The 21,229-nt window shown below is 70.2% G+C and carries 17 protein-coding genes and 1 pseudogene; 15 read left to right on the top strand and 3 right to left on the bottom strand.

Going from position 1 to position 21,229, the window contains the following annotated elements:
* The first annotated feature begins 93 nt into the window (after window positions 1-93).
* The 4 genes from SLW52_RS00585 (at window position 94) to SLW52_RS00570 (ending at window position 4,238) form a co-directional block, all read left to right on the top strand.
* The gene (locus tag SLW52_RS00585; RefSeq protein ID WP_284467814.1) at window positions 94-501 is read left to right on the top strand and encodes a CopL family metal-binding regulatory protein; all 408 of its coding nucleotides are present in this window, start codon (window positions 94-96) and stop codon (window positions 499-501) included.
* Window positions 502-620: 119 nt separating this feature from the next.
* Complete coding sequence (locus SLW52_RS00580) at window positions 621-2,438, top strand: copper resistance system multicopper oxidase (RefSeq protein ID WP_320739671.1); 1,818 nt, start codon at window positions 621-623, stop codon at window positions 2,436-2,438.
* Window positions 2,435-3,646: a copper resistance protein B gene (locus SLW52_RS00575; protein ID WP_320739672.1), complete on the top strand. Its 1,212-nt coding sequence runs from the start codon at window positions 2,435-2,437 to the stop codon at window positions 3,644-3,646. Before SLW52_RS00580 ends, SLW52_RS00575 begins: the two co-directional genes overlap by 4 nt.
* A gap of 154 nt (window positions 3,647-3,800) precedes the next feature.
* Window positions 3,801-4,238, top strand: coding sequence for a hypothetical protein (locus SLW52_RS00570; RefSeq protein WP_267085196.1), 438 nt, complete (start codon window positions 3,801-3,803; stop codon window positions 4,236-4,238).
* Window positions 4,239-4,439: 201 nt separating this feature from the next.
* Here the strand turns inward: SLW52_RS00570 and SLW52_RS00565 are convergent, their stop codons facing one another.
* Window positions 4,440-4,913 (bottom strand): hypothetical protein, encoded by a 474-nt coding sequence (locus tag SLW52_RS00565; protein ID WP_267085197.1) that lies wholly within the window; start codon window positions 4,911-4,913, stop codon window positions 4,440-4,442.
* A 219-nt stretch (window positions 4,914-5,132) separates the two neighbouring features.
* On the opposite strand from SLW52_RS00565, the pseudogene SLW52_RS00560 reads away from it, so the two are divergent.
* Window positions 5,133-5,434 (top strand): annotated as a pseudogene (locus tag SLW52_RS00560) (lactoylglutathione lyase); the annotation flags it as partial.
* An 11-nt stretch (window positions 5,435-5,445) separates the two neighbouring features.
* Here the strand turns inward: SLW52_RS00560 and SLW52_RS00555 are convergent.
* Together SLW52_RS00555 and glmS are read right to left on the bottom strand one after the other, a co-directional pair.
* Window positions 5,446-6,498 carry a hypothetical protein gene (locus SLW52_RS00555; RefSeq protein WP_320694783.1) on the bottom strand — a complete coding sequence of 351 codons (1,053 nt, stop codon included), beginning with the start codon at window positions 6,496-6,498 and terminating at the stop codon, window positions 5,446-5,448.
* A gap of 83 nt (window positions 6,499-6,581) precedes the next feature.
* Window positions 6,582-8,414 (bottom strand): glutamine--fructose-6-phosphate transaminase (isomerizing), encoded by a 1,833-nt coding sequence (gene glmS, locus SLW52_RS00550; RefSeq protein WP_043093370.1) that lies wholly within the window; start codon window positions 8,412-8,414, stop codon window positions 6,582-6,584.
* Window positions 8,415-8,656: 242 nt separating this feature from the next.
* On the opposite strand from glmS, the gene SLW52_RS00545 reads away from it, so the two are divergent.
* The 10 genes from SLW52_RS00545 (at window position 8,657) to SLW52_RS00500 (ending at window position 21,075) form a co-directional block, all read left to right on the top strand.
* The gene (locus tag SLW52_RS00545; RefSeq protein ID WP_267100547.1) at window positions 8,657-9,925 is read left to right on the top strand and encodes an efflux RND transporter periplasmic adaptor subunit; all 1,269 of its coding nucleotides are present in this window, start codon (window positions 8,657-8,659) and stop codon (window positions 9,923-9,925) included.
* A gap of 128 nt (window positions 9,926-10,053) precedes the next feature.
* A complete protein-coding gene (locus tag SLW52_RS00540) occupies window positions 10,054-10,779 on the top strand; it encodes an ABC transporter ATP-binding protein (protein WP_017910317.1) in 726 nt (241 codons plus the stop codon).
* Between the two features lie 13 nt (window positions 10,780-10,792).
* Window positions 10,793-12,121, top strand: coding sequence for an ABC transporter permease (locus SLW52_RS00535; protein WP_267102679.1), 1,329 nt, complete (start codon window positions 10,793-10,795; stop codon window positions 12,119-12,121).
* A 10-nt stretch (window positions 12,122-12,131) separates the two neighbouring features.
* Window positions 12,132-13,367 carry an FtsX-like permease family protein gene (locus tag SLW52_RS00530; RefSeq protein ID WP_026144633.1) on the top strand — a complete coding sequence of 412 codons (1,236 nt, stop codon included), beginning with the start codon at window positions 12,132-12,134 and terminating at the stop codon, window positions 13,365-13,367.
* Between the two features lie 12 nt (window positions 13,368-13,379).
* Window positions 13,380-14,702, top strand: a complete 1,323-nt coding sequence (locus tag SLW52_RS00525) for an ABC transporter permease (protein WP_320739673.1) — start codon at window positions 13,380-13,382, stop codon at window positions 14,700-14,702.
* Between the two features lie 15 nt (window positions 14,703-14,717).
* Window positions 14,718-15,932, top strand: coding sequence for an FtsX-like permease family protein (locus SLW52_RS00520; RefSeq protein ID WP_152236489.1), 1,215 nt, complete (start codon window positions 14,718-14,720; stop codon window positions 15,930-15,932).
* 12 nt (window positions 15,933-15,944) lie between these two features.
* Entirely contained in the window at window positions 15,945-17,255 is a 1,311-nt protein-coding gene (locus tag SLW52_RS00515; RefSeq protein ID WP_267102678.1) for an ABC transporter permease, read from the top strand.
* Entirely contained in the window at window positions 17,252-18,493 is a 1,242-nt protein-coding gene (locus SLW52_RS00510) for an FtsX-like permease family protein (protein ID WP_320739674.1), read from the top strand. Before SLW52_RS00515 ends, SLW52_RS00510 begins: the two co-directional genes overlap by 4 nt.
* A gap of 13 nt (window positions 18,494-18,506) precedes the next feature.
* A complete protein-coding gene (locus SLW52_RS00505; RefSeq protein WP_320739676.1) occupies window positions 18,507-19,802 on the top strand; it encodes an ABC transporter permease in 1,296 nt (431 codons plus the stop codon).
* 46 nt (window positions 19,803-19,848) lie between these two features.
* Entirely contained in the window at window positions 19,849-21,075 is a 1,227-nt protein-coding gene (locus tag SLW52_RS00500) for an FtsX-like permease family protein (RefSeq protein ID WP_295936511.1), read from the top strand.
* The last annotated feature ends 154 nt before the right edge of the window (window positions 21,076-21,229 follow it).

The raw sequence follows: 21,229 nt of genomic DNA, 5'->3' as shown, positions 1-21,229 counted from the left end.
TCCAGAGTCAAGCCTTGCCGCATGGCGGTCGCTTGCCGCGCACGCCGGCTTCGGTATCCTCTTGTTCCTTCTGCCGCCACGTCCTGCCTGTCCGTGCCAACCTTCGCCGTCCTGCTGCGCCTGCTGCTGTGCCTGAGCCTGCTGCTCAACGGCACCGCGGCCGCCATGGCGATGCCTGGCATGGCGACGCACGGCACTTCGACGCACGACACCGCTGCCACGGTCGCCAGCGCGGCGCCGGTGCATGCGGCGATGCCCTGTCACGACGCACCGCCACCGCCGCCGGCCGACCACGGCGAGCACTGCCACGACCATGCCGGCAAGCACGGCAACTGCGGCAGCATGGCCGGCTGCCAATGTCCGCACGCGCAACCGCTGCCGGCCTTGCTGGCGATGCCGCTGGCGCTGCCACGCTTGCCCCGCACCCTGATTGCCGCCGCTCCCCAGGCCGCGCACGGCGCGCCCGGCCTGCCGCGGCTGGAACGCCCTCCCAGCGCCTGAGCGCGCGCGGCCGCCTGTTGGGCGGCCTCCTGGCGGCAGCCCACTGGCGCTGCCGCGTCCGTGCCTGCAGCGTCCTTCGGCGCTGCGCGGCGCATCGCATCCGCTGACGGACATCGCACATGAACCCATCTTCCTCCGGCCTGCCGGCGCTGCCGTCGCGGCGCCGCTTCGTCACCGGGCTGGCGCTGGGCGCCGCCGCCGGCCTCACCGGGCTGCCGCTGCGCAGCGCCCACGCCAGCGCGCTGGCCCGCAACGGCGCCGCGCCTTACGTGCTGCACGGCACTGACCTGGATCTGAGCATCGGCAGCACCCGCGTCAACTTCACCGGGCGCGAGCGTCCCGCCATCGCCGTCAACGGCAGCGTGCCGGCGCCGCTCCTACGCTGGCGCGAAGGTGACACCGTCACCATCCGCGTGGCCAACCGCCTGCCCGGCCACACCCAGACCTCGGTGCACTGGCATGGCCTGCTGCTGCCGGCCCACATGGACGGCGTGCCGGGCATGAGCTTCGACGGCATCTACCCGGGCGAGACCTACCAGTACCGCTTCGCCCTGCGCCAGTCCGGCACCTACTGGTACCACAGCCATTCGCTGCACCAGGAGCAGGCCGGGCTGTACGGCGCCATCGTGATCGACCCGCGCGAGCCGCCGCCGTACCGCTACGATCGCGAGCACGTGCTGCTGCTGTCGGACTGGACCGACCTGGATCCGGCAGCGCTGTTCCGGCGGCTGAAGCAGATGCCGTCCTACGACAACCTGTACCAGCGCACCGTCGGCGATTTCCTGCGCGACGCGCGCGAGGACGGGCTGCGCGCCACCCTCGCCGACCGCGGCATGTGGGGGCGCATGCGCATGACCCCCAGCGACCTGTCCGACGTCAACGGCAACACCTACACCTACCTGCTCAACGGCATGACCCCGGCCGGCAACTGGACCGGGCTGTTCCGTCCCGGCGAGAAGGTGCTGCTGCGCTTCATCAACGCCTCCAGCATGAGCTACTTCGACGTGCGCATCCCCGGGCTGAAGATGACCGTGGTCGCCGCCGACGGCCAGTATGTGCATCCGGTGAGCGTGGACGAATTCCGCATCGCCGCGGCCGAAACCTTTGATGTGCTGGTCGAACCCAGCGGCCAGGACGCCTACACGGTGTTCGCGCAGGACATGGGCCGCACCGGCCACGCGCGCGGCACCCTGGCCGTGCGCGAGGGCCTGCAGGCGCCGGTGCCGGCGAACGATCCGCGCTCGCTGCTGCGCATGCAGGACATGGGCCATGCGATGGCCGGGCACGCCGGCATGGACCACGGCGCCGGCACGGGCATGCAGGGCATGGAAGGCGGCTGCGGCGCGAACATGCACATGGCCGGCATGCCGGGCATGGAGCACGCCGCGCACGCGGCTTCCAGCACTGCCGCCGCGCCTACGCATCCAGCCAGCGAACGCGGCAATCCGCTGGTGGACATGCAGTCCGCCGCCACCGCGCCGCGGCTGGACGACCCCGGCACCGGCCTGCGCGACAACGGCCGCCGCGTGCTGACCTATGCCGACCTGCACAGCCTGTTCGAGGACCCGGACGGACGCGAGCCGGGGCGCGAGATCCAGTTGCACCTGACCGGCAACATGGAGAAGTTCGCCTGGTCGTTCGACGGCATTCCCTTCGCCAGCGCCGAGCCGCTGCGGCTGAACTACGGCGAGCGCCTGCGCATCGTGCTGGTCAACGACACGATGATGCAGCACCCGATCCACCTGCATGGCATGTGGAGCGACGTCGAGGACGCGGCCGGCCGTTTCCAGGTGCGCAAGCACACCGTGGACATGCCGCCGGGCACGCGCCGCAGCTACCGCGTGCGCGCCGATGCGCTGGGCCGCTGGGCCTACCACTGCCACCTGCTGTACCACATGGACGGCGGCATGATGCGCGAAGTGCGGGTGGACGCATGAGCCGCCTCCGCCTTGCTCCGCTCGCCCAGGCCACCGGCCTGGCGCTGCTGCTCGCGCACGCTGCGGCGCAAGCGCAGCATGCCCACACGGCCGACACCGACGGCGGCGACGCACCCACTGCCGCGCCCTGCGCCTGCCCGGCACCCGCTGCCACCACACCCATGGCGGGCGCTGCGGAGGCATCGCAGCCCGACACGGCAATGCACGGCGCCATGGACCATGCAGCCATGGGGCATGCCGCGCACGCGCCGACCATGCAAGACACGCCTGCGGCAGAGCACGCCGACGCCCTGTCGCACGCGCACATGGACCACGCCACGAAGGACCACGCGGCCGCGCCGGCGTCGCAGGTCGATCACAGCCACCGCGCGCATCACGCACACGACGGCATGCATCACGACGGCATGGACCATGCGATGCCCACCGCGCCCGCGCCGACCGCGAGCGCGAGCGCGAGCGCATGCCAGTGTCCTGCGAGCGCCGACACGTCGCTGCCACGCGAGCCGATCCCGCCGATCACCGACGCCGATCGCGCAGCCGCATTCCCCGTGCTGCGCGACCACGGCATGGCGCACGGCGCGGCGCACACCGGCTACCTGCTGGTCGATCGCCTGGAGGGCTGGGACAACGCCCACGGCAGCGGCCAGGCCTGGGAGGCACGTGGCTGGTACGGCGGCGACATCGACCGGCTGTGGCTGCGCAGCGACGGCGAACGCGATGGCGGCCGCACCACGGCCTCCTCGCTGGAACTAGCTTATGGCCGCGCGATCTCGCCCTGGTGGGACATGCTGATCGGCGCCAGGCAGACATTCGCGCCGGGCCGCGCGCGAACCTCGGCGGCGTTCGGCGTGCAAGGCATGGCGCCGTACAAGTTCGAGGTGTCGGCCATGCTGTACGTCGGCGAGGGCGGCCATGCCAGCCTGCACCTGGAAGGCGAGTACGACGTGCTGCTGACCAATCGCCTGATCCTGCAGCCACGGCTGGAAGCGGAACTGGCCGCGCGCGACGATCCGGCGCATCGCATCGGCAGCGGCCTGACCACCGTGGAGGGCGGGTTGCGCCTGCGCTACGAAGTCACCCGCCGGTTCGCGCCGTATGTCGGCGTGGAGCACGTGCGCAGCTTCGGCGACACCGCCGACCTGCGCCGCGCCGATGGCGAGGCGGCGCGCGAGACACGCTGGGTCGCCGGCCTGCGGTTCTGGTTCTGAGCGGACGGCAACGCGGCGCGGCGCTGTCCGTCGACAGTCGTTCTCCCCATCCAGGGTCGGCCGCAGTTCACCCGGTACATGCGAGGGTTCGGGCGGCCCTGTGCGCACCACGCACGCGGGGCTGTCACCGTCGATCGCCCAGGAGACCCGCTCGATGCACGAATCCGCCAACGCCGCCGTTCCCGCGGCCCGCCGGTGGCTCGGCCAGGCAGGCATCGCCTGCCTGGCCGTGCTCGCCGCTTGCGCATGTTCGACCGCCATGCAGCAACGCCCTCTGCTGCCGGACGGCACCCACGCGGCTGCCGACGCGCAGGACGCCAACGCGGCCAATGCCGTGATCGTCTACTTCGATCGCAGCGGCGACGTCGAGCAGACCAAGCACCGCATCACGGCAGCGGCAGCGGACTTGCATGCCCCGGTGCTGTACACGCTCGACCGCATCGGTGCCATCGTGTTGGGCGTACCGACCGGGAAGACCGCCGAACGGCTGATCGCCGACGTCGGCGGCATTGCGGGCGTGCTGATGGCGGTGCCCGATGGCCAACAGCAACCGCAGCAGGGCGCGTCGCCGCCCTCCTTGCAGCTGAGGTAATCGCCGGGCTGATCCCGGCCACCGCGCGCGCATGCGGGAAAACGCGCCGATGGCCTGGGCGCGTCCGCGTGCGACCCGGTTCGCCGTCTCCGTAGGCGCGGCGCTGGCGATTGGCAGGATCGGCCGCGACACGCGTCATCCAAACGCCCGTCGCGACGGACGCCGCTCCTGCGCGAGCGACTGCCGCAAGAGCGCCACGGCTCACACGTGCAGCGCCGCCTGCAACCCCGCCACCTCGTGCCGCGGCGGACGCAGCGCCCCCAGCGTGCCGACCAATTCGCGATAGCTGCGCGCGAGCTGCGCGAACAGCCCCGCGTCGCTGTCGCGGGTCTCGGCGACTTCGGCATAGGCGCCGCGGCCGAGATCGATGAAGTAGTCCACGCTGACCCGACGTCGCGCCGCCACGCCAGGGAACAGCCCGGCGATCAGCAGGCAACCGTCGCCGACCTCGCGCAAGGCGTCTGCACGCGCACGCCCCACCTGCTCCTGCGCATGCAGCCAGGCCAGCGCCTGGATGCGCGCCAGCAACTGCGCGTCGCGCTGGTAGCGCAGCAGCACGAACACCAGATAGTGCTCGCGCGATTCGTCCAGCGGCCGGCCCAGGCGCTGCCCGGCCTCGTGCACCAGCGCCTGCCACAGCTCGGCCGGCGCCCCCTGTCTGAAAGACTCGTACATGCGTCCTCCTGCGTGGTGGGAACCCTCGCAGGAAGCTTATGCATAACCCAGGCCAGTGCGTTAGCAGATCGGCGGCGCCTCTGCCAACAGGCGGAGCGGCACGACTCTCTCGCCGCGCTCTACATCGGCCGCTACGCCGTCGCCCTTGGAATTGCGCCAAGCCGCACAACGCGGCGCCTCCCCCATGCGAGACCGCCATGCCCACCACCGAAGGTACAGGTGCCGGCAGACCCGGCGCAGCGGCAGATGTGGACGGCCGGCCCGGCGTGCTGGAATCGACCCACAACCACGGCAGCGAACGGCTGGATGGCCCGGTCTACCACGACGGCAACAGCGAGCCGCGCGGCTTCGGCCAGCTGTGCGTGTCGGTGCCGGACCTGCATGCGGCCTGCGCACGCTTCGAAGCGCTGCACGTGCCGTTCCAGAAGCGCCTGAGCGACGGGCGCATGCGCAACATCGCCTTCATCAAGGACCCGGACGGCTACCGGGTGGAGATCATCTCCAACACCTCCAGCGACTGAGCGCAGCGCGCTCAGGCATGCTGCGGCGCGATCACCACGTTGACCCGCAGGCCTAGGCGGCCGGATTCAAGATCTTTCTTGAGCACCGCCGGGTTGTCCAGCAACCCGGCCGGATCGTAGATCAGGCACACCAGGCGCTTGACGCCAGGATGCTGGCTATAACGGGCGGCATCGATCACCAACTGATCGACGATCTCGCGATCCCGCAGCCCATCGCGCGTCATTTTCACTTCGATCGCGACCTCGTTGTCGTCGAGCCGAAAATCCATCCGCGAACTGTTGCCGGCATAGCTCGGCGTGTACTCCTCGGCACGCACGTGCAGGTAATGCAGCTTCAACAGCGCGTGCAGAGCATCCTGCACGTCGTACTCGTCGACGAAGGTCATAGCCGTCCGTGTTGCGTGGCGCTTGCCGATCTGCCGTACGAACGCGTGGAAGTTCTGCAGCAGGTTGAACAACTGCGCCAGATCACCGCCCGGCGTGCTCGCATCATCGACGGCTGGCGCTGGATCGGCGTAGGACCGTTCCAGCAAGCGCTGCTCAAACTGGCGTTGCGGCTTCGATGCTGGGCGCAGGATGAAATGCAGCAGCACGACGGCACCTGCCATGAGCGCCAGGTAGAAGATCAGATAGCGGGGATCCAGTCGGACGTCGATATCGGGCACATAGCTGGCCCGCACGTGGTCCGCCGCCCCCTGCCCCCGGGCGACGACCAGATAGTGGACCACCACCACCAGCCCGGACATCGATCCGCTGCCGGCGTAGAACTCGTCCGGGCGTTCGACCGGAGATCCCTCGGGAGACGCGTTGTAGCGCTGCATCTGCGCGAACAGCGGCGCCGTGCGCGCCCTGAACTCCTCCGACAGCAGGAACTGCTGCACCCTGGAATTGCTCAGGTCGTGCGGCTGGAAGATCGGCCAGATCAGCAGCAGATAGCTCAGCGTGATCATCACCGCGGACAGCACCGTCGCGGACAGGGCCAACCGCCGCATCCATTGCACCCGTTCGATCAGCGCCCGCAGCGACGCCTGCGGCGACCCACGCGTTTCGTGGACATCCTGCATCGTGTCGCTCCTGGGTTGCAGGCGATGGACGCGCCCTCGCCGCCAGCATAGCGCAGCGTCGGCATCGCCCTGCGCCCCGGCGACTACTCCACCGTCACCGACTTGGCCAGATTGCGCGGCTTGTCCACGTCGGTGCCGCGCGCCAGCGCGGTGTGGTAGGCCAGCAACTGCACCGGCACGGTGTGCAGCACCGGGCTGAGCACGCCGGCATGGCGTGGCGTGCGGATCACGTGCACGCCCTCGGATTCGCTGAAGTTGCTGTCCTGGTCGGCGAACACGAACAGCTCGCCGCCGCGCGCGCGCACTTCCTGCATGTTCGACTTCACCTTCTCCAGCAAGGTGTCGTTGGGCGCGATCACCACCACCGGCATGTTGGCGTCGACCAGCGCCAGCGGGCCGTGCTTGAGCTCGCCGGCCGGATAGCCCTCGGCGTGGATGTAGGTGATCTCCTTGAGCTTGAGCGCGCCTTCCAGGGCGATCGGGTAATGCAGGCCGCGACCCAGGAACAGCGCGTTGTGCTTGTCGGCGAAGCGCTCGGCCCATACCGCGATCTGCGGTTCCAGGTTGAGCACGTGCTGCACGCTGCCGGGCAGGTAGCGCAGTTGCTCCAGGTACTCGGCCTCCTGTTCGGCGCTCAGCCGCCCGCGGCGCTTGGCCAGCACGCAGGTGAGCTGGAACAGCGCCGCCAGCTGGGTGGTGAAGGCCTTGGTCGAAGCCACGCCGACCTCGGCGCCGGCGCGGGTGTACAGCACCATCGCGCTGGCGCGTGGGATCGCGCTCTCGGGCACGTTGCAGATCGACAGGGTCTTGGTATGGCCCAGCGCCTTGGCGTATTTGAGCGCCTCCATCGTGTCCAGGGTTTCGCCGGATTGGGAGATGGTCACGATCAGCTGCCGCGGATTGGCGCAGGCATCGCGGTAGCGGTACTCGCTGGCGATCTCCACGCTGCACGGCAGCCCGGCGATGCCCTCGATCCAGTAGCGCGCGGTCAGCCCGGCGTAGTAGCTGGTGCCGCAGGCCAGGATCTGCACGCCGTCCACGTCGGCCAGCAGCGCCTCGGCCTTGCTGCCGAACAGCGTGGTGTCGAAGCCGCCGGCGTCGAACAGCGCCTCCAGCGTGTCGGCCAGCGCGCGCGGCTGCTCGTGGATCTCCTTCTGCATGAAGTGGCGGTACGGGCCCAGCTCGAGTGAGGCCAGCGACACGTCGGACACGTGCGGCTCGCGCTGCACCGGCTGGTCCTGCGCGTCGTACACCTGCACGCCGTCGCGGCGCAGTTCGGCGGTGTCGCCTTCTTCCAGGAAGATCACCCGGCGCGTGGCCTGGATCACCGCCGAGACATCCGAGGCGATGAAGTTCTCGCCCTCGCCCAGGCCGATCAGCAGCGGGCAACCCATGCGCGCGCACACCAGCAGGTCCGGGCGCGACTTGCTCACCGCGGCCACGGCATAGGCGCCGGTCAGTTCCTTCACCGCCGCCTGCAGCGCGCCGAGCAGGTCGCGGCCCTGGGCGATGTAGTGGTGGATCAGGTGGGCGATGACCTCGGTATCGGTCTGCGATTCGAACACGTAGCCCAGCGCGGTCAGGCGCTCGCGCTGCTGCTCGTGGTTCTCGATGATGCCGTTGTGGACCAGCGCCAGGTCGCCATGACTGACGTGCGGGTGCGCATTGGCCTCGGTGACGCCGCCATGGGTCGCCCAGCGGGTGTGGCCGATGCCCAGCGGCGCGTGCAGGCCTTCGGCCAGCGCGGCGCTCTCGGTCTCGGACACGCGGCCGGTACGGCGCACGCGGCGGACCTGCCCGTCGGCGATGGCGGCGATGCCGGCCGAGTCGTAGCCCCGGTATTCCAGGCGCTTGAGCCCCTCGATCAGGACCGGAACCACATCGCGATCCGCGATCGCACCGACGATACCGCACATAGCCACGCCCTTCGCCGAAAAGTCCGCCATTCTAGCGAAGTCCGCTGAATGTCTCGCCGCTGTCCGCTGCCGGACACAGGGCGTGTCGCCCATTCCCGAGCATGCCCCCGCCCTGGTGTCCGCGAACGTGTCCGCGGACACCCGGACACCTGTCCGCGCCGTCCGCACCCATGCAATTCAATGACTTGCAGTTGGCACGCATCGTGCTGTGAAGTCCCCATCCTCACCGCTACGACCGTCCGATGATCCGTGACACCTCCGCCCAGGACCAGGTTCTCGCCCGCCCCCGCTCCGCGGCCTGGCGCCGCTGGCTGTGGCCCGGGCTGATCGCCGCGCTGGTGCTGCTGGGCATCGCCTTCGCCGCACGCGGCTGGATCGCCGGCAGCCGCTCGTTCGACGCGCAGCGGGTGCGCATCGCCACGGTGACCCGCGGCGACCTGGTCCGCGACATCTCCGCCGACGGCCGCCTGATCGCCGCCAACAGCCCCACCCTGTACGCGATCTCCGGCGGCACGGTGACCCTGAAGGTGGTCGCCGGCGACGTGGTCAAGCAGGGCCAGGAGCTGGCCGAGATCGACAGCCCGGAACTGCGCAGCAAGCTCGCCCAGGAAGAAGCCACCCTGGCCGGCCTGCAGGCCGAGGCCGGTCGTGCCGACCTGGACGCGACCCTGGCCCGCGCCAACGCCAGCAAGCTGATCGACCAGGCACAGATCGAGCGGCAGGCGGCCAGCCGCGACCTGGAGCGCTACCAGCGCGGCTATGAAGGCGGCGCGGTGCCGGCGGTGGAGCTGGCCAAGGCCCAGGACACCCTGAAGAAGGCCGACATCGCGATGAGCCATGCGCAGAAGGATTCGGGCCTGCAGGCGCAGGGCGCCTCGCTGGACGCGCGCAACAAGCGCCTGCTCGCCGAGCGCCAGCGCGCGGTGGTGGCCGAGGTGCAGCGCCAGGTCGACCTGCTGACCCTGCGCTCGCCGTTCGACGGCCAGGTCGGCCAGGTGCAGGTCTCGCAGCACACCAACGTCGCCGCCAACGCACCGGTGCTGAGCGTGGTCGACCTGTCCAAGTTCGAACTGGAGATCAAGGTGCCGGAAAGCTTCGCCCGCGACCTGGCGATCGGCATGCCGGCGCAGTTGACCAGCGGTGCCGGCGAACCCTTCGCCGGCGCGATCTCGGCGGTGTCGCCGGAGGTAGTCAACGGCGAGGTCAACGCGCGCATCCGCTTCACCGACAAGCAGCCGCCGGGCCTGCGCCAGAGCCAGCGCATGAGCGCGCGGGTGCTGCTGGATACCCGCAAGAACGTGCTCAAGCTCGAGCGCGGCCCGTTCGTCGAACAGTCCGGCGGCCGCTACGCCTACGTCATGGACGGCGACTCGGCGGTGCGCCGCCCGATCGAACTCGGCGTCACCAGCCTGGGCGAAGTCGAAGTGCGCTCGGGCCTGCAGCCGGGCGACCGGGTCGTGGTCTCCGGCAGCGACCTGTTCGGCGATGCGCCGCAGGTGACGGTGCATTAGAAGCCGGGATTGGGGATTCGGGATTGGGGATTCGCAAGCCTCTCTCGTTTTCCTTTCCTGGCCACTGATTCCGAATCCCGACATCCCTAATCCCCAATCCCCGCTCCACCACCACAGGAACTCACGCCATGCTCGAAATGCGCTCCGTCTCCAAGGTCTTCCGCACCGAACAGGTCGAGACGCATGCGTTGCGCTCGCTGGACCTGCATGTCCGCGAGGGCGAGTTCGTCGCCGTCACCGGGCCGTCGGGGTCGGGCAAGACCACCTTCCTCAACATCGCCGGGTTGCTGGAAACCTTCACCAGCGGCCAGTACCTGCTCGACGGCCAGGACGTCAGCAACCTCAACGACGATGCGCGCTCGCGCATGCGCAACCAGAAGATCGGCTTCATCTTCCAGGGCTTCAACCTGATCCCCGACCTCAACCTGTTCGACAACGTCGACGTGCCGCTGCGCTACCGCGGCATGGGCGCGGCCGAGCGCAAGCAGCGCATCGAGGAGGCGCTGAGCCGGGTCGGGCTGGGCTCGCGCATGAAGCACTATCCGTCCGAACTTTCGGGCGGCCAGCAGCAGCGCGCGGCGATCGCCCGCGCCCTGGCCGGCAGCCCGCGCCTGCTGCTGGCCGACGAACCGACCGGCAACCTCGACTCGCAGATGGCGCGCGGGGTGATGGAACTGCTGGAGGAGATCAACGCGCAGGGCTCGACCATCGTCATGGTCACCCACGACCCGGAACTGGCCGCGCGCGCGCAGCGCAACGTGCACATCGTCGACGGCCAGGCCACCGACCTGCAGCGCGAACCGGTGCTGGTGCAGGGCGGCGCGGCGGCGGCGTCCGCCAACGATCACCGCTGAGACAGGCCCTGCCATGTCGCTGCCGTATGCCGTGGAACTGGGATTGCGTGGAATGCGTCGGCATCCGCGCACGGTGTTGCTCGCCGTGCTCACGCTCGCCCTGGGCCTGGCATCGGTGATGACGATGCTGACCTTGCAGGCGATGCTGTCCGCCGATCCACTGCCCGGCCTCAGCCAGCAGCTGTACCTGGGCTGGGTGGACTCGCGGCAGATCGCCCGCCAGGACGACCCCGACGCTGGCGAGCCGCCTCAGGCGCTGTGGAAGCTGGACGATGCCACGGCATTCATGGCTACGCTGCCGCAGGTGCGGCAGGCGGCGCTGACGCTGAGCACGTTCGACGTGAGCGACCAGGCACGCACGCGCCACCAGCAGGCCTACGCGATCAGCGCGCTGGGACCGATGCCGGCGCTGTTCGGCCTGCCGCTGCGGTCCGGCCGCTACTGGACGGACGCAGAAGAACGCAACCGTGCGCCGGTGGCCATCATCAGCCACGCGCTCAGCCTGAAGCTGCTGGGCAGCGAGAACGGCGTCGGCCGGCAGATCCGACTGGGCAAGCAGCTGTTCCAGGTCGTCGGCATCAGCGACGACTGGAGACCGCGCCCGGCCTTCTACTTCCTCAATGGGCCGGAAGCGGCCTGGCAGCAGTATCCGCTGGAGGTGTTCGTTCCGGCACGGGCGGCCCTGGACGCGGACGCCAAGCCGGGATTCGTCCAGGACTGCGACGACACCGGCCACGCCGGCGTGCGCTTCAACGAACTCGACCTCGGTGCCTGCCGCTGGCTGATGCTCTGGGCGCAGTTGTCCACCCCCGTGCAGGTAAACGCCTACCGCGATGCGCTGTCCGCGTTCGCACAAGCGCGCCATGCCGATGGGGTTTTCCAGCGCGCGCCGCAGGTCGCCTTGTACGGCGTGGCCGAGTGGCTTGCGCGCAACCGCGTGGTCCCGGACAGCGTGCGCCTGAACGTCTGGCTGGCGCTCGCGCTGCTCGGGCTGTGCATCGTCAATGTCGCCGGCCTGCTGGCCGCACGTTTCCTGCGCCGCTCCGCCGAAATCGGCGTGCACCGGGTCCTGGGCGCCCCGCGCGCGGCGGTGTTCGTCCGCTGCCTGACCGAAGCCGGCGCGATCGGCCTGTTGGGCGGCGTGCTGGCATTGCCGGCCACGCTGTTCGCCCTGTGGATCGTGCGCATGCAGGCGGAGGCCTACAGCGACCTGGCACGCTTCCAGCCCAGCCTGTTCCTGGCGATGGTGGCGCTGGCGATCGGCACCGGCCTGCTGGTCGGCCTGCTCCCGGCGTGGCGTGCAGCGTTGCTGCAACCGGCGCTGCAAGTGAAAAGCCTCTGAGGGCCCGTCGATGCCACTGCGCCCCTATCTCTCACCCCTGTTGCGGCATCCGCTGATGCCGCTGCTGGTGATCGTGCAGACCGTCCTGGCCTGCGCGATCCTGACCAACGTGCTGTTCCTGCTGTGGCAGAAGCTGGCGCCGATGCTGGTCCCGGACGGCATCGCCCGCGATGAGGTCATTTTGGTCGACCAGGTGATCAATGGCCAAGGCGGCTGGAAAGCGCCGCAGATCCGCGCCGGCACCGACACGCTGCGCCGCATCCCCGGAGTCACCGCGGTCTCGCCGACGATCGGCCTGCCAATGAGTTCCTCCATGGTCATGGTCGGCCGCGTCGCCGGCCCTGCGGCGACCGAGCGCGTGAGCCTGCTGGTCGGCGACGACCTGATCGATGCGTTGGGCCTGGACCTGGTGGCCGGACGCAACTTCAGCGCCGACGAAATGCGGGTCGGCGACCTGCCCGCCGCGACCGCGTCCGACCGCACCACCGCGGTCATCCTCACCCAGGCGCTGGCGCAGCGGCTGTTCGGCTCGCGCCCGGCGCTGGGCGGCGTGCTCACCAACGGACAGGCGAACGCGACCAAGCGTTTCGTCGTGGTCGGCATCGTCCGCCACCTGCTGCGCTACCAGCTCGACGCGCTGGACGACGGCAAGGCCGAGTACACGATGCTGACGGCGGGCACAGTCACCGGGACGCCGATCCTGACCTACGCGGTGAGGACCGCGCCGGAGCGGCGCGCGGCCGTGATGGCCGAGATCCCGCAACGTCTGCAGCAGTTGTTCGGCGACGCGCTGCTGCGCGGGATCACGATCCGTGCGAACGACTACGAATCCCAGCGCAACGAACGGCTCCAGCCGCGCCGCGCCGCAGTGTGGCTGTTCGGCACCGCCAGTGCGGTGGTCACCCTCATCACCCTGATCGGCATCGCCAGTCTCAGCGGTTTCTGGATCCAGCAGCGGACCCGGCAGATCGGCATCCGCCGCGCCCTGGGCGCCAGCCGCGGCCAGATCCTGCGGCATTTCCTGCTGGAAAACCTGGTGGTCATCGGCAGCGGCGTGGTCCTGGGCATGCCATTGGCCTACATCGCCAATCTCTGGTTGATGCAGCACTACGAGCTGCCGCGGCTGCCCGCCGCCTGCCTGCCGATCGGCTTGCTCGCCCTGTTGCTGCTAGGCCAATGCGCGGTGTTGTCGCCGGCGCGGCGCGCCGCCGCGATCCCGCCCGCCACCGCCACCCGCAGCGCCTGAGCCAAGGACCCCATGTTCCGTTACTACATCCAACTGGCAGTACGCAGCCTGCGCCGCAGCCCGGTGCTCACCGCGCTGATGGTGCTGTCCATCGCCGTGGGCATCGGCGCGGCGATGACCACGCTGACGGTGATGCGGTTGCTGTCCGGCGATCCCTTGCCCGGGCGCAGCCAGCAGATCTTCTTCGCGCAACTCGATCCGCGCCCCAGCAACGGCGCCAACCAGAAGCCGTACGACAAGCTCGACTACCCCTCGGCCATGGACCTGTGGACGCGCGGGCGCGCCGATCGCCAGGCCATGGTCGCCGAGAGCGAGATCAAGGTGCACGCGGCGGACGGCGCCACCCCGCCGTTCATGACCCAGTTGCTGATGACCCAGGCCGATTTCTTCCCGATGTTCCAGGTGCCGTTCGCCTACGGCAGCGGCTGGCGCGCGCGCGACGACCAGGACCGGGCGCGGGTGGCGGTGATCTCGTCCGACCTCAACGCCAAGCTGTTCCAGGGCCGCAACAGCGTCGGCCGCAGCCTGCTGGTGCGCGGCACGGCGGTGCGCATCGTCGGCGTGCTGGCGCCGTGGCGGCCGTCGCCGCTGTTCTACACGCTGGCCGGCGGCAGCTTCGCCCATGGCGATACCGCCAGCTTCTACGGACGGCCGCAGGACGTGTTCATGCCGCTGTCCAGCAGCCTGGAGGTCAACGACGGCCACATCCAGCCGTGGACCTGTTTCAGCAAGCCCGAGGCCAACCTGGACCTGCGCAGCGCGCCGTGCGTGTGGCTGCAGTTGTGGGTGCAGTTGGACACGCCGGCGAAGGTCGCCGACTACCGCCGGCTGCTGGCCGACTACGCCGCGCAGCAGCACGCCGCCGGGCGCATCGGCCGCGCCGACACCGCGCGCCTGCTGTCGCTGCCGCAATGGCTGGACCATAACCGCGTGGTGCCGGGCGACGTGCGCCTGCAGAGTTGGCTGGCGCTGGCGTTTCTGGGCCTGTGCCTGTTCAACAGCGTCGGCCTGCTGCTGGCCAAGTTCCTGCGCCGCGGCGGCGAGATCGGTGTGCGTCGCGCGCTGGGGGCGTCGCGCCGCGCGATCTTCGCGCAGTGCCTGACCGAGGCCAGCGTGATCGGCCTGCTCGGCGGCGCCGGCGGCTGGCTGCTGACCCTGCTGGGCCTGTGGAGCGTGCGCCAGCAGCCCACCGCCTACGCCGACCTGGCGCATCTGGACCCGACGACGTTCGCCGGCACCTTCACCCTGGCGATCGCCTGCAGCCTCGCCGCCGGCCTGTTCCCCGCCCTGCGCGCCAGCCGTATCGCGCCGGCCATGCAACTCAAGAGTCTGTAACCGGGGCCCGCGACCATGCAGATCACGCCCATCCTCAGCGCGCTGTCGCGCCATCGCATCGCCGCCGCGCTGATCGCGCTGGAAGTGGCGCTTGCCTGCGCCGTGCTGTGCAACGCCTTCTTCCTGATCGGCAATCGTCTGGAGCTGGTGCACCTGCGCAGCGGCATCGACGAGACCGCGCTGGGCCTGGTGTCGCTGTCCGGCTGCGACGGCTGCAACGCCGCCGACGTCAACGCCCGCGCGCTGGATGCGGTGCGCCGCACGCCCGGCGTGCGCGCGGCAGGTGCCATCAACACCGTCCCGTTCGCGCCGCCGGTGTTCAACAACGGGCTTTGCCTGGACCAGGACTGCACCCGGGTCGGCGGCGTGCCGCACTTCTACATGGTCAGCCCGGGCGCCGTCGCGGCACTGGCGCTGCAGCCGGACAGCGGCCGCGCGTTCGGCGACGCGGACTACCAGCCGCTCGACAACGGCATCCCGACCGCGGCCGGTGTGTGGATCACGCGGGCGCTGGCCGCGCACCTGTGGCCGGGCCAGGATCCGCTGGGCAAGGAATTCTGGTCCGGCGGCCATTTCCGGGTGATCGGCACGCTGGAGCACCTGGCGCGCCCCGATCCGGGCCGCAGCGAGGATGGCGTGATCGGCAGCGACTGGTCGGTGGTGATCCCGGTGCGCGAGGCCGCGCAGTCCGGCACCTATGTGCTGCGTGCCGATCCGCGCGACTTGCCACGGGTGTTGGCGCAGGCGCGCGCCGCAGTGGCACGGGCGGTGCCCGAGGCGGTGCTGGACAACGCCAACAGCAAGCCGCTGGACGACCTGCGCCAGACGTATTTCCAGAGCGACCGGGCGATGACCGGGCTGCTGGTGGCGATCATCGTCGCGATGCTGCTGGTGACCGCGCTGGGCATCGTCGGCCTGGCCAGCTTCTGGGTGCAGCAGCGCACCAAGCAGATCGGCATCCGCCGCGCGCTCGGTGCCACCCGCCGCGACATCCTGCGTTATTTCCAGACCGAGAATCTGCTGCTGGTCGGCGCCGGCGTGGCCCTGGGCATGTTGCTGGCCTACGGCGGCAACGTGCTGCTGATGCGGGTCTTCGAACTGGAACGGTTGCCGGCCAGCTACCTGCCGGTCGGCGCGCTGCTGCTGTGCGCGCTGGGCCAGCTGGCCGTCCTCGGCCCGGCGCTGCGCGCGGCCGCCGTCGCCCCCGCCATCGCCACCCGCAGCGCCTGACCCGGAGCCCGCATGTTCGCTTACTACCTTCGCCTGGCGCTGCGCAGCTTCGGCCGCAACCGCATCCTCACCGGGCTGATGGTGCTGGCCGTGGCGCTGGGCATCGGCGCGTCGATGACCATGCTGACCGTGCTGCACACGCTCTCCGGCGACCCGCTGCCCGGGCGCAGCGCCACGCTGTTCCATCCGCAGCTGGATCCGCGTCCGCGCAACCTGCCCAGCGCCGACCCCGAGCCGCCGGACGAGCTGACCTGGCAGGACGCCACCGCGCTGTACCGGGCGCAGGCGGCGCCGGCGCAGACCATGACCAGCGCGAACTGGCTGCCGGTGCGCCAGACCGTGCCCAACAGCCCCTTGCGCATGCTCACCACCCGCGCCGCCACCGCCGACCTGTTCGGCATGTTCGGCATGCGCTTCCTCTACGGCAGCGGCTGGAGCCATCGCGACGATACCCAGCGCGCGCCGGTGGTGGTGCTGAGCCGCAAGCTCAACGACGCGTTGTTCGGCGGCGCCGACAGCGTCGGCGAGACCCTCACCATCGCCACCCGCCCGTTCCGGGTGATCGGGGTGATCGACGCCTGGGATGCGCAACCGCGCTTCTACGACCTCAACTCCGGCGCGTACACGCCGCCGGAAGCGCTGTACATGCCGTTCGAGACCTGGCTGGACCTGCCGCAGGACTACGGCTACGGGCCGATGCAGTGCTGGGGCAAGGACGGCGAGGCCGGCCTGCACGATCCCAAGGCCGCGCAGTGCACCTGGGTGCAGTACTGGGTGCGGCTGGACACGCCGGAGCAGGCGCGGCGCTATCGCGCGGCGCTGGACGCCTACAGCGCGCAGCAGCGCCAGCTCGGCCGCTTCGAACGCGCCCCCAACACCCGCCTGCGCAGCCTGGTCGACTGGCTGGACTACAAGCGGGTGGTGCCGGCCACGGTGCGCATGCAGACCTGGATCGCCTTCGGCGTGCTGCTGGTATGCCTGCTCAATGCAGTGGGCCTGCTGGTCGCCAAGTTCATGCGCAAGGCCGGCGAGATCGGCGTGCGCCGCGCGCTCGGCGCCAGCCGCCGCGCGGTGTTCGCACAGTGCCTGGCCGAATCGGCGCTGATCGGCTGCCTGGGCGGCCTGCTCGGCATCCCGCTGACCTGGATCGGCCTGTGGCTGGTGCGCCAGCAACCGGTGGCGTACGCGCAGCAGGCGCATGCCGATCCCGCGATCCTCGGCATCGCCCTGGCCGTGGCCACGCTCTCGGCGCTGGCCGCCGGCCTGTGGCCGGCCTGGCGCGCCTCGCGCATCGCCCCCGCCCTGCAGGTGAAATCGCTATGACCCCGCTGCCTCCCGTGCGTCCCATCCTGTCCGCATTGGGCAGCCATCGCGCCGCGGTGGTGCTGATGGCCCTGCAGATCGCCCTGACCCTGGCGGTGCTGTGCAACTTGGTGTTCATCATCGCCCGCACCTACCAGCGCGTGCAGACCCCGACCGGGGTGATGGAACAGGACATCGGCCTGATCCAGAGCATCAGCGTGGTCGGCGAGCCGGGCAGCGTCAGCAGCGTCGGCCGCAGCCTGGACATCCTGCATGCGGTGCCCGGCGTCGAAGCGGCGGCGTTCGGCACGCCGCCGCTGTGGGGCCCGACGCAGGCGCAATTGTTCCTGCAGCCGCAGGCCACGCAAGCGGTCGCCCGTGCGCGCCTGTTCCTCGGCAGCCAGGGCCTGAACCGCACGCTGGGCATCCGCATCGTCGCCGGCCGCGACCTGCGCGACGCGGAACTGACCGGCGCCTCGGACCTGTTCGGCGCGCCACCGGAGATCGAGCGGCGCCTGCCGGCCCTGATCACGCCCTCGCTGGGGGCCAAACTGTTCCCCGGCACGTCGCCGCTGGGGCGCACCCTCTACACCAGCACCTTCAACCAGCCGGTGCGCCTGGACATCGTCGGGGTGATGGCGCCGGTGCGCGGCGACATCACCGGCCACGACGACGATGCCGATGCACTGCTCACCGAGATCCGCATCGGCAGCGAAGGCTGGGGCGGCGGCTACCTGATCCGCAGCACGCCCGGGCAACTGGCGCAGGTGCTGCCGCGCGCGGCGGCGGCGATGCAGCGCGCCAACCCCACCTATGTGCAGCAGCGCGTGGCCACCATGCAGGAACTGCGGACCGAGTACTTCAAGAGCGACAGCGCGGTGGCGCGGATGCTGCTGGCGATCATCCTGATCCTGCTCACCGTCACCGCGCTGGGCATTGGTGGGCTGGCCAGCTTCTGGGTGCAGCAGCGCACCCGGCAGATCGGCATCCGCCGCGCGCTCGGCGCCACCCGCGGCGACATCCTGCGCTACTTCCAGCTGGAAAACCTGCTGATCGTCGGCGGCGGCGCGTTGCTCGGCGCCGTGCTCGCCTACGTCATGAACCAGTGGTTGATGCAGCGCTTCGAACTGGAGCGGCTGTCCTCGCCCACCGTCCTGACCGGCATCGTCGCGGTGTGGCTGCTCGGCCAGTGCGCCGTGCTCGGCCCCGCCTTGCGCGCCGCCGCCGTCCCGCCCGCCACCGCCACCCGCAGCGCCTGACCCCGGAGTTCCCATGTTCGGCTACTACGTCCGCCTCGCCTTGCGCAGCTTCCGCCGCAACACCGTCCTCACCGCACTGATGGTGCTGGCCATCGCCCTGGGGATCGGCGCCAGCATGACCACGCTGACCGTGTTCTACGTGCTCTCCGGCGACCCGATCCCGCAGAAGAGCGACCGCCTGTTCTACGTGCAGGTGGATGCGCAGCCCAAATCCGGCTACCAGCCGGGCGAGGAACCGGATTCGCAGAACACCCGTTTCGATGCCGAGGCCCTGCTGCGCGAGAAGCGCGCCAAGCGCCAGGCGCTGATGACCGGTGGCAGCGTGGCGATCGAACCGACCAAGAGCGGCCTGAAACCGTTCAAGTCGGAAGTGCGCTTCACCTCCGCGGATTTCTTCCCGATGTTCGACACGCCGTTCCTGTACGGCCACGGCTGGACCGGCACCGAAGACGAGCGCCACGACCGCGTGGCGGTCATCAGCCGGAAGCTCAACGAGAAGCTGTTCGACGGCGCCGACAGCGTCGGCCGCGAACTGCGCATGGACCAGAACACCTTCCGCATCGTCGGCGTGCTCGACGCCTGGGAGGTCAAGCCGCGCTTCTACGACGTCACCAACACCTACGGGTCGGACGAACAGGCCTACCTGCCGTTCTCGGTGGCGATGGACCTGAAGATGGACCGCAACGGCAGCATGAACTGCTTCGGCGACAGCAACGGCGACCAGACCGCGCTCAATGCGCCCTGCACCTGGGTGCAGTACTGGGTGGAACTGGAAAGCCCGGCGCAGGCCGCCGACTACAAGGCCTACCTGGAGAACTATTCGGCCCAGCAGCGCGCCGCCGGCCGCTTCCAGCGCCCCAACAACGTGCGCCTGCGCAACGTCATGCAGTGGCTGGACCACAACGAAGTGGTGCCCGGCGACGTGCGCCTGCAGCTGTGGCTGGCGATGGGCTTCCTGCTGGTGTGCCTGCTCAACACCGTCGGCCTGCTGCTGGCCAAGTTCCTGCGCCGCAGCGGCGAGATCGGCGTGCGTCGTGCGCTCGGCGCCTCGCGCGGGGCGATCTTCGCGCAATGCCTGGTGGAGGCCGGCGCCATCGGCCTGGCCGGCGGCGTGGCCGGCCTGGGACTGGCCACGCTCGGGCTGTGGGCCGTGCGCCAGCAGCCGGCCAGCTACGCCAAGCTGGCGCATCTGGATCCGAGCATGCTGGCGCTGACCTTCGCCATGGCGGTGGGCGCCAGCCTGCTCGCCGGCCTGCTGCCGTCGTGGCGCGCCATCCAGGTGGCCCCCGCTCTGCAGCTCAAGTCCTGATCCTGCGCGCCCTGCGCCTTCCACGCATTCTCACAAGGTCATCGCCATGGATATCCGCCCCATCCTGTCCACCCTGCGCCGGCACAAGACCGCCGCCGCGCTGATCGTGCTGGAGATCGCCCTGGCCTGCGCGATCGTGTGCAACGCGCTGTTCCTGATCGGCAACCGCATCGAGACCCTGCACCGGCCCAGCGGCATCGCCGAGTCGGAACTGGTGACGATCTCGCTGGGCGGCATCGGCCAGCAGGTCAACGCCGCTGCGCGCACCCGCGAGGACCTGGCCGCGTTGCGCGCGCTGCCCGGGGTGCGCAACGCCACCGTGCTCAACCAGGTGCCGTTCGTGCACTACTCCTGGAACACCAGCCTGTCGCTGACCCCGGACCAGGAGCGTCCCACCCTGAACGCGGCGCAGTACATGGCCGAGGAGGGCACGCTGAAGACCCTGGGCCTGAAGCTGGTGGCCGGTCGCGATTTCGCGCCCGACGAGTACATGGATCTGGAAGCGGCGCAGACCGACAAGCGGATCCAGGAGAAAGGCACCGCCATCATCCTCAACCGCGCCACCGCGGAAAAGATGTTCCCGGGGCAGAACGCGCTGGGCAAGACCGTGTACACCGGGCCGGTGGGCGCCCGCGTGGTCGGCATCGTCGAGACCCTGGCACGGCCCACCGCCGCCAGCGGCCTGGCCGAGATCGACTACGCGATGCTGCTGCCGTTTCGCCTGAGCTACACCGACGGCCTGTACGTGCTGCGCGTCACCGACCCGGCGCGGCGCCAGGAAGTGCTGAACGCGGCGACCGCGGCCTTGATGAAGGTCGACAGCAGCCGGCTGGTGCTCAAGCAGCAGACCTACAGCGAGATCCGCGACGCCTACTTCCAGGGCGACCGCGCGATGGTGTGGCTGCTCGGCGCGGTGTGCGTGGCGCTGCTGGTGGTCACCGCGCTGGGCATCGTCGGCCTGGCCAGCTTCTGGGTGCAGCAGCGCACCAAGCAGATCGGCATCCGCCGCGCGCTCGGCGCCACCCGCGGGCAGATCCTGCGCTACTTCCAGACCGAGAACTTCCTGCTGGCCAGCACCGGCATCGTGCTCGGCATGCTGCTGGCCTACGCCATCAACCAGTGGCTGATGGGCAAGTACGAATTGCCGCGGCTGCCGCTGTCCTACCTGCCGATCGGCGCGGTGGCGCTGTGGCTGCTCGGCCAGCTGGCGGTGTTCGCGCCGGCGCGCCGCGCCGCCGACGTGCCGCCGGCCGTCGCCACCCGCAGCACCTGATCCATCCCCTTGGCCGGCTCCGGCCGGCCTTTTTTCATCGAGCGCGCCATGCCCCGCAACCATCGCCCACTGCCGTCCTCCGGTCTCCTGCGCCACGCGCCTGCGTGGCCGCAGCCGTGCCCGATCGGCCCGGCGGCGTCGGTGCGGCGCGACC

Origin of the sequence: Xanthomonas sp. LF02-5 (assembly GCF_034105325.1) — a bacterium.
Classification (GTDB): Bacteria; Pseudomonadota; Gammaproteobacteria; order Xanthomonadales; family Xanthomonadaceae; genus Xanthomonas_A; species Xanthomonas_A sontii.
Note: the sequence above shows the minus strand (reverse complement) of the source record. Positions and strands in the feature narration are given on the sequence as shown.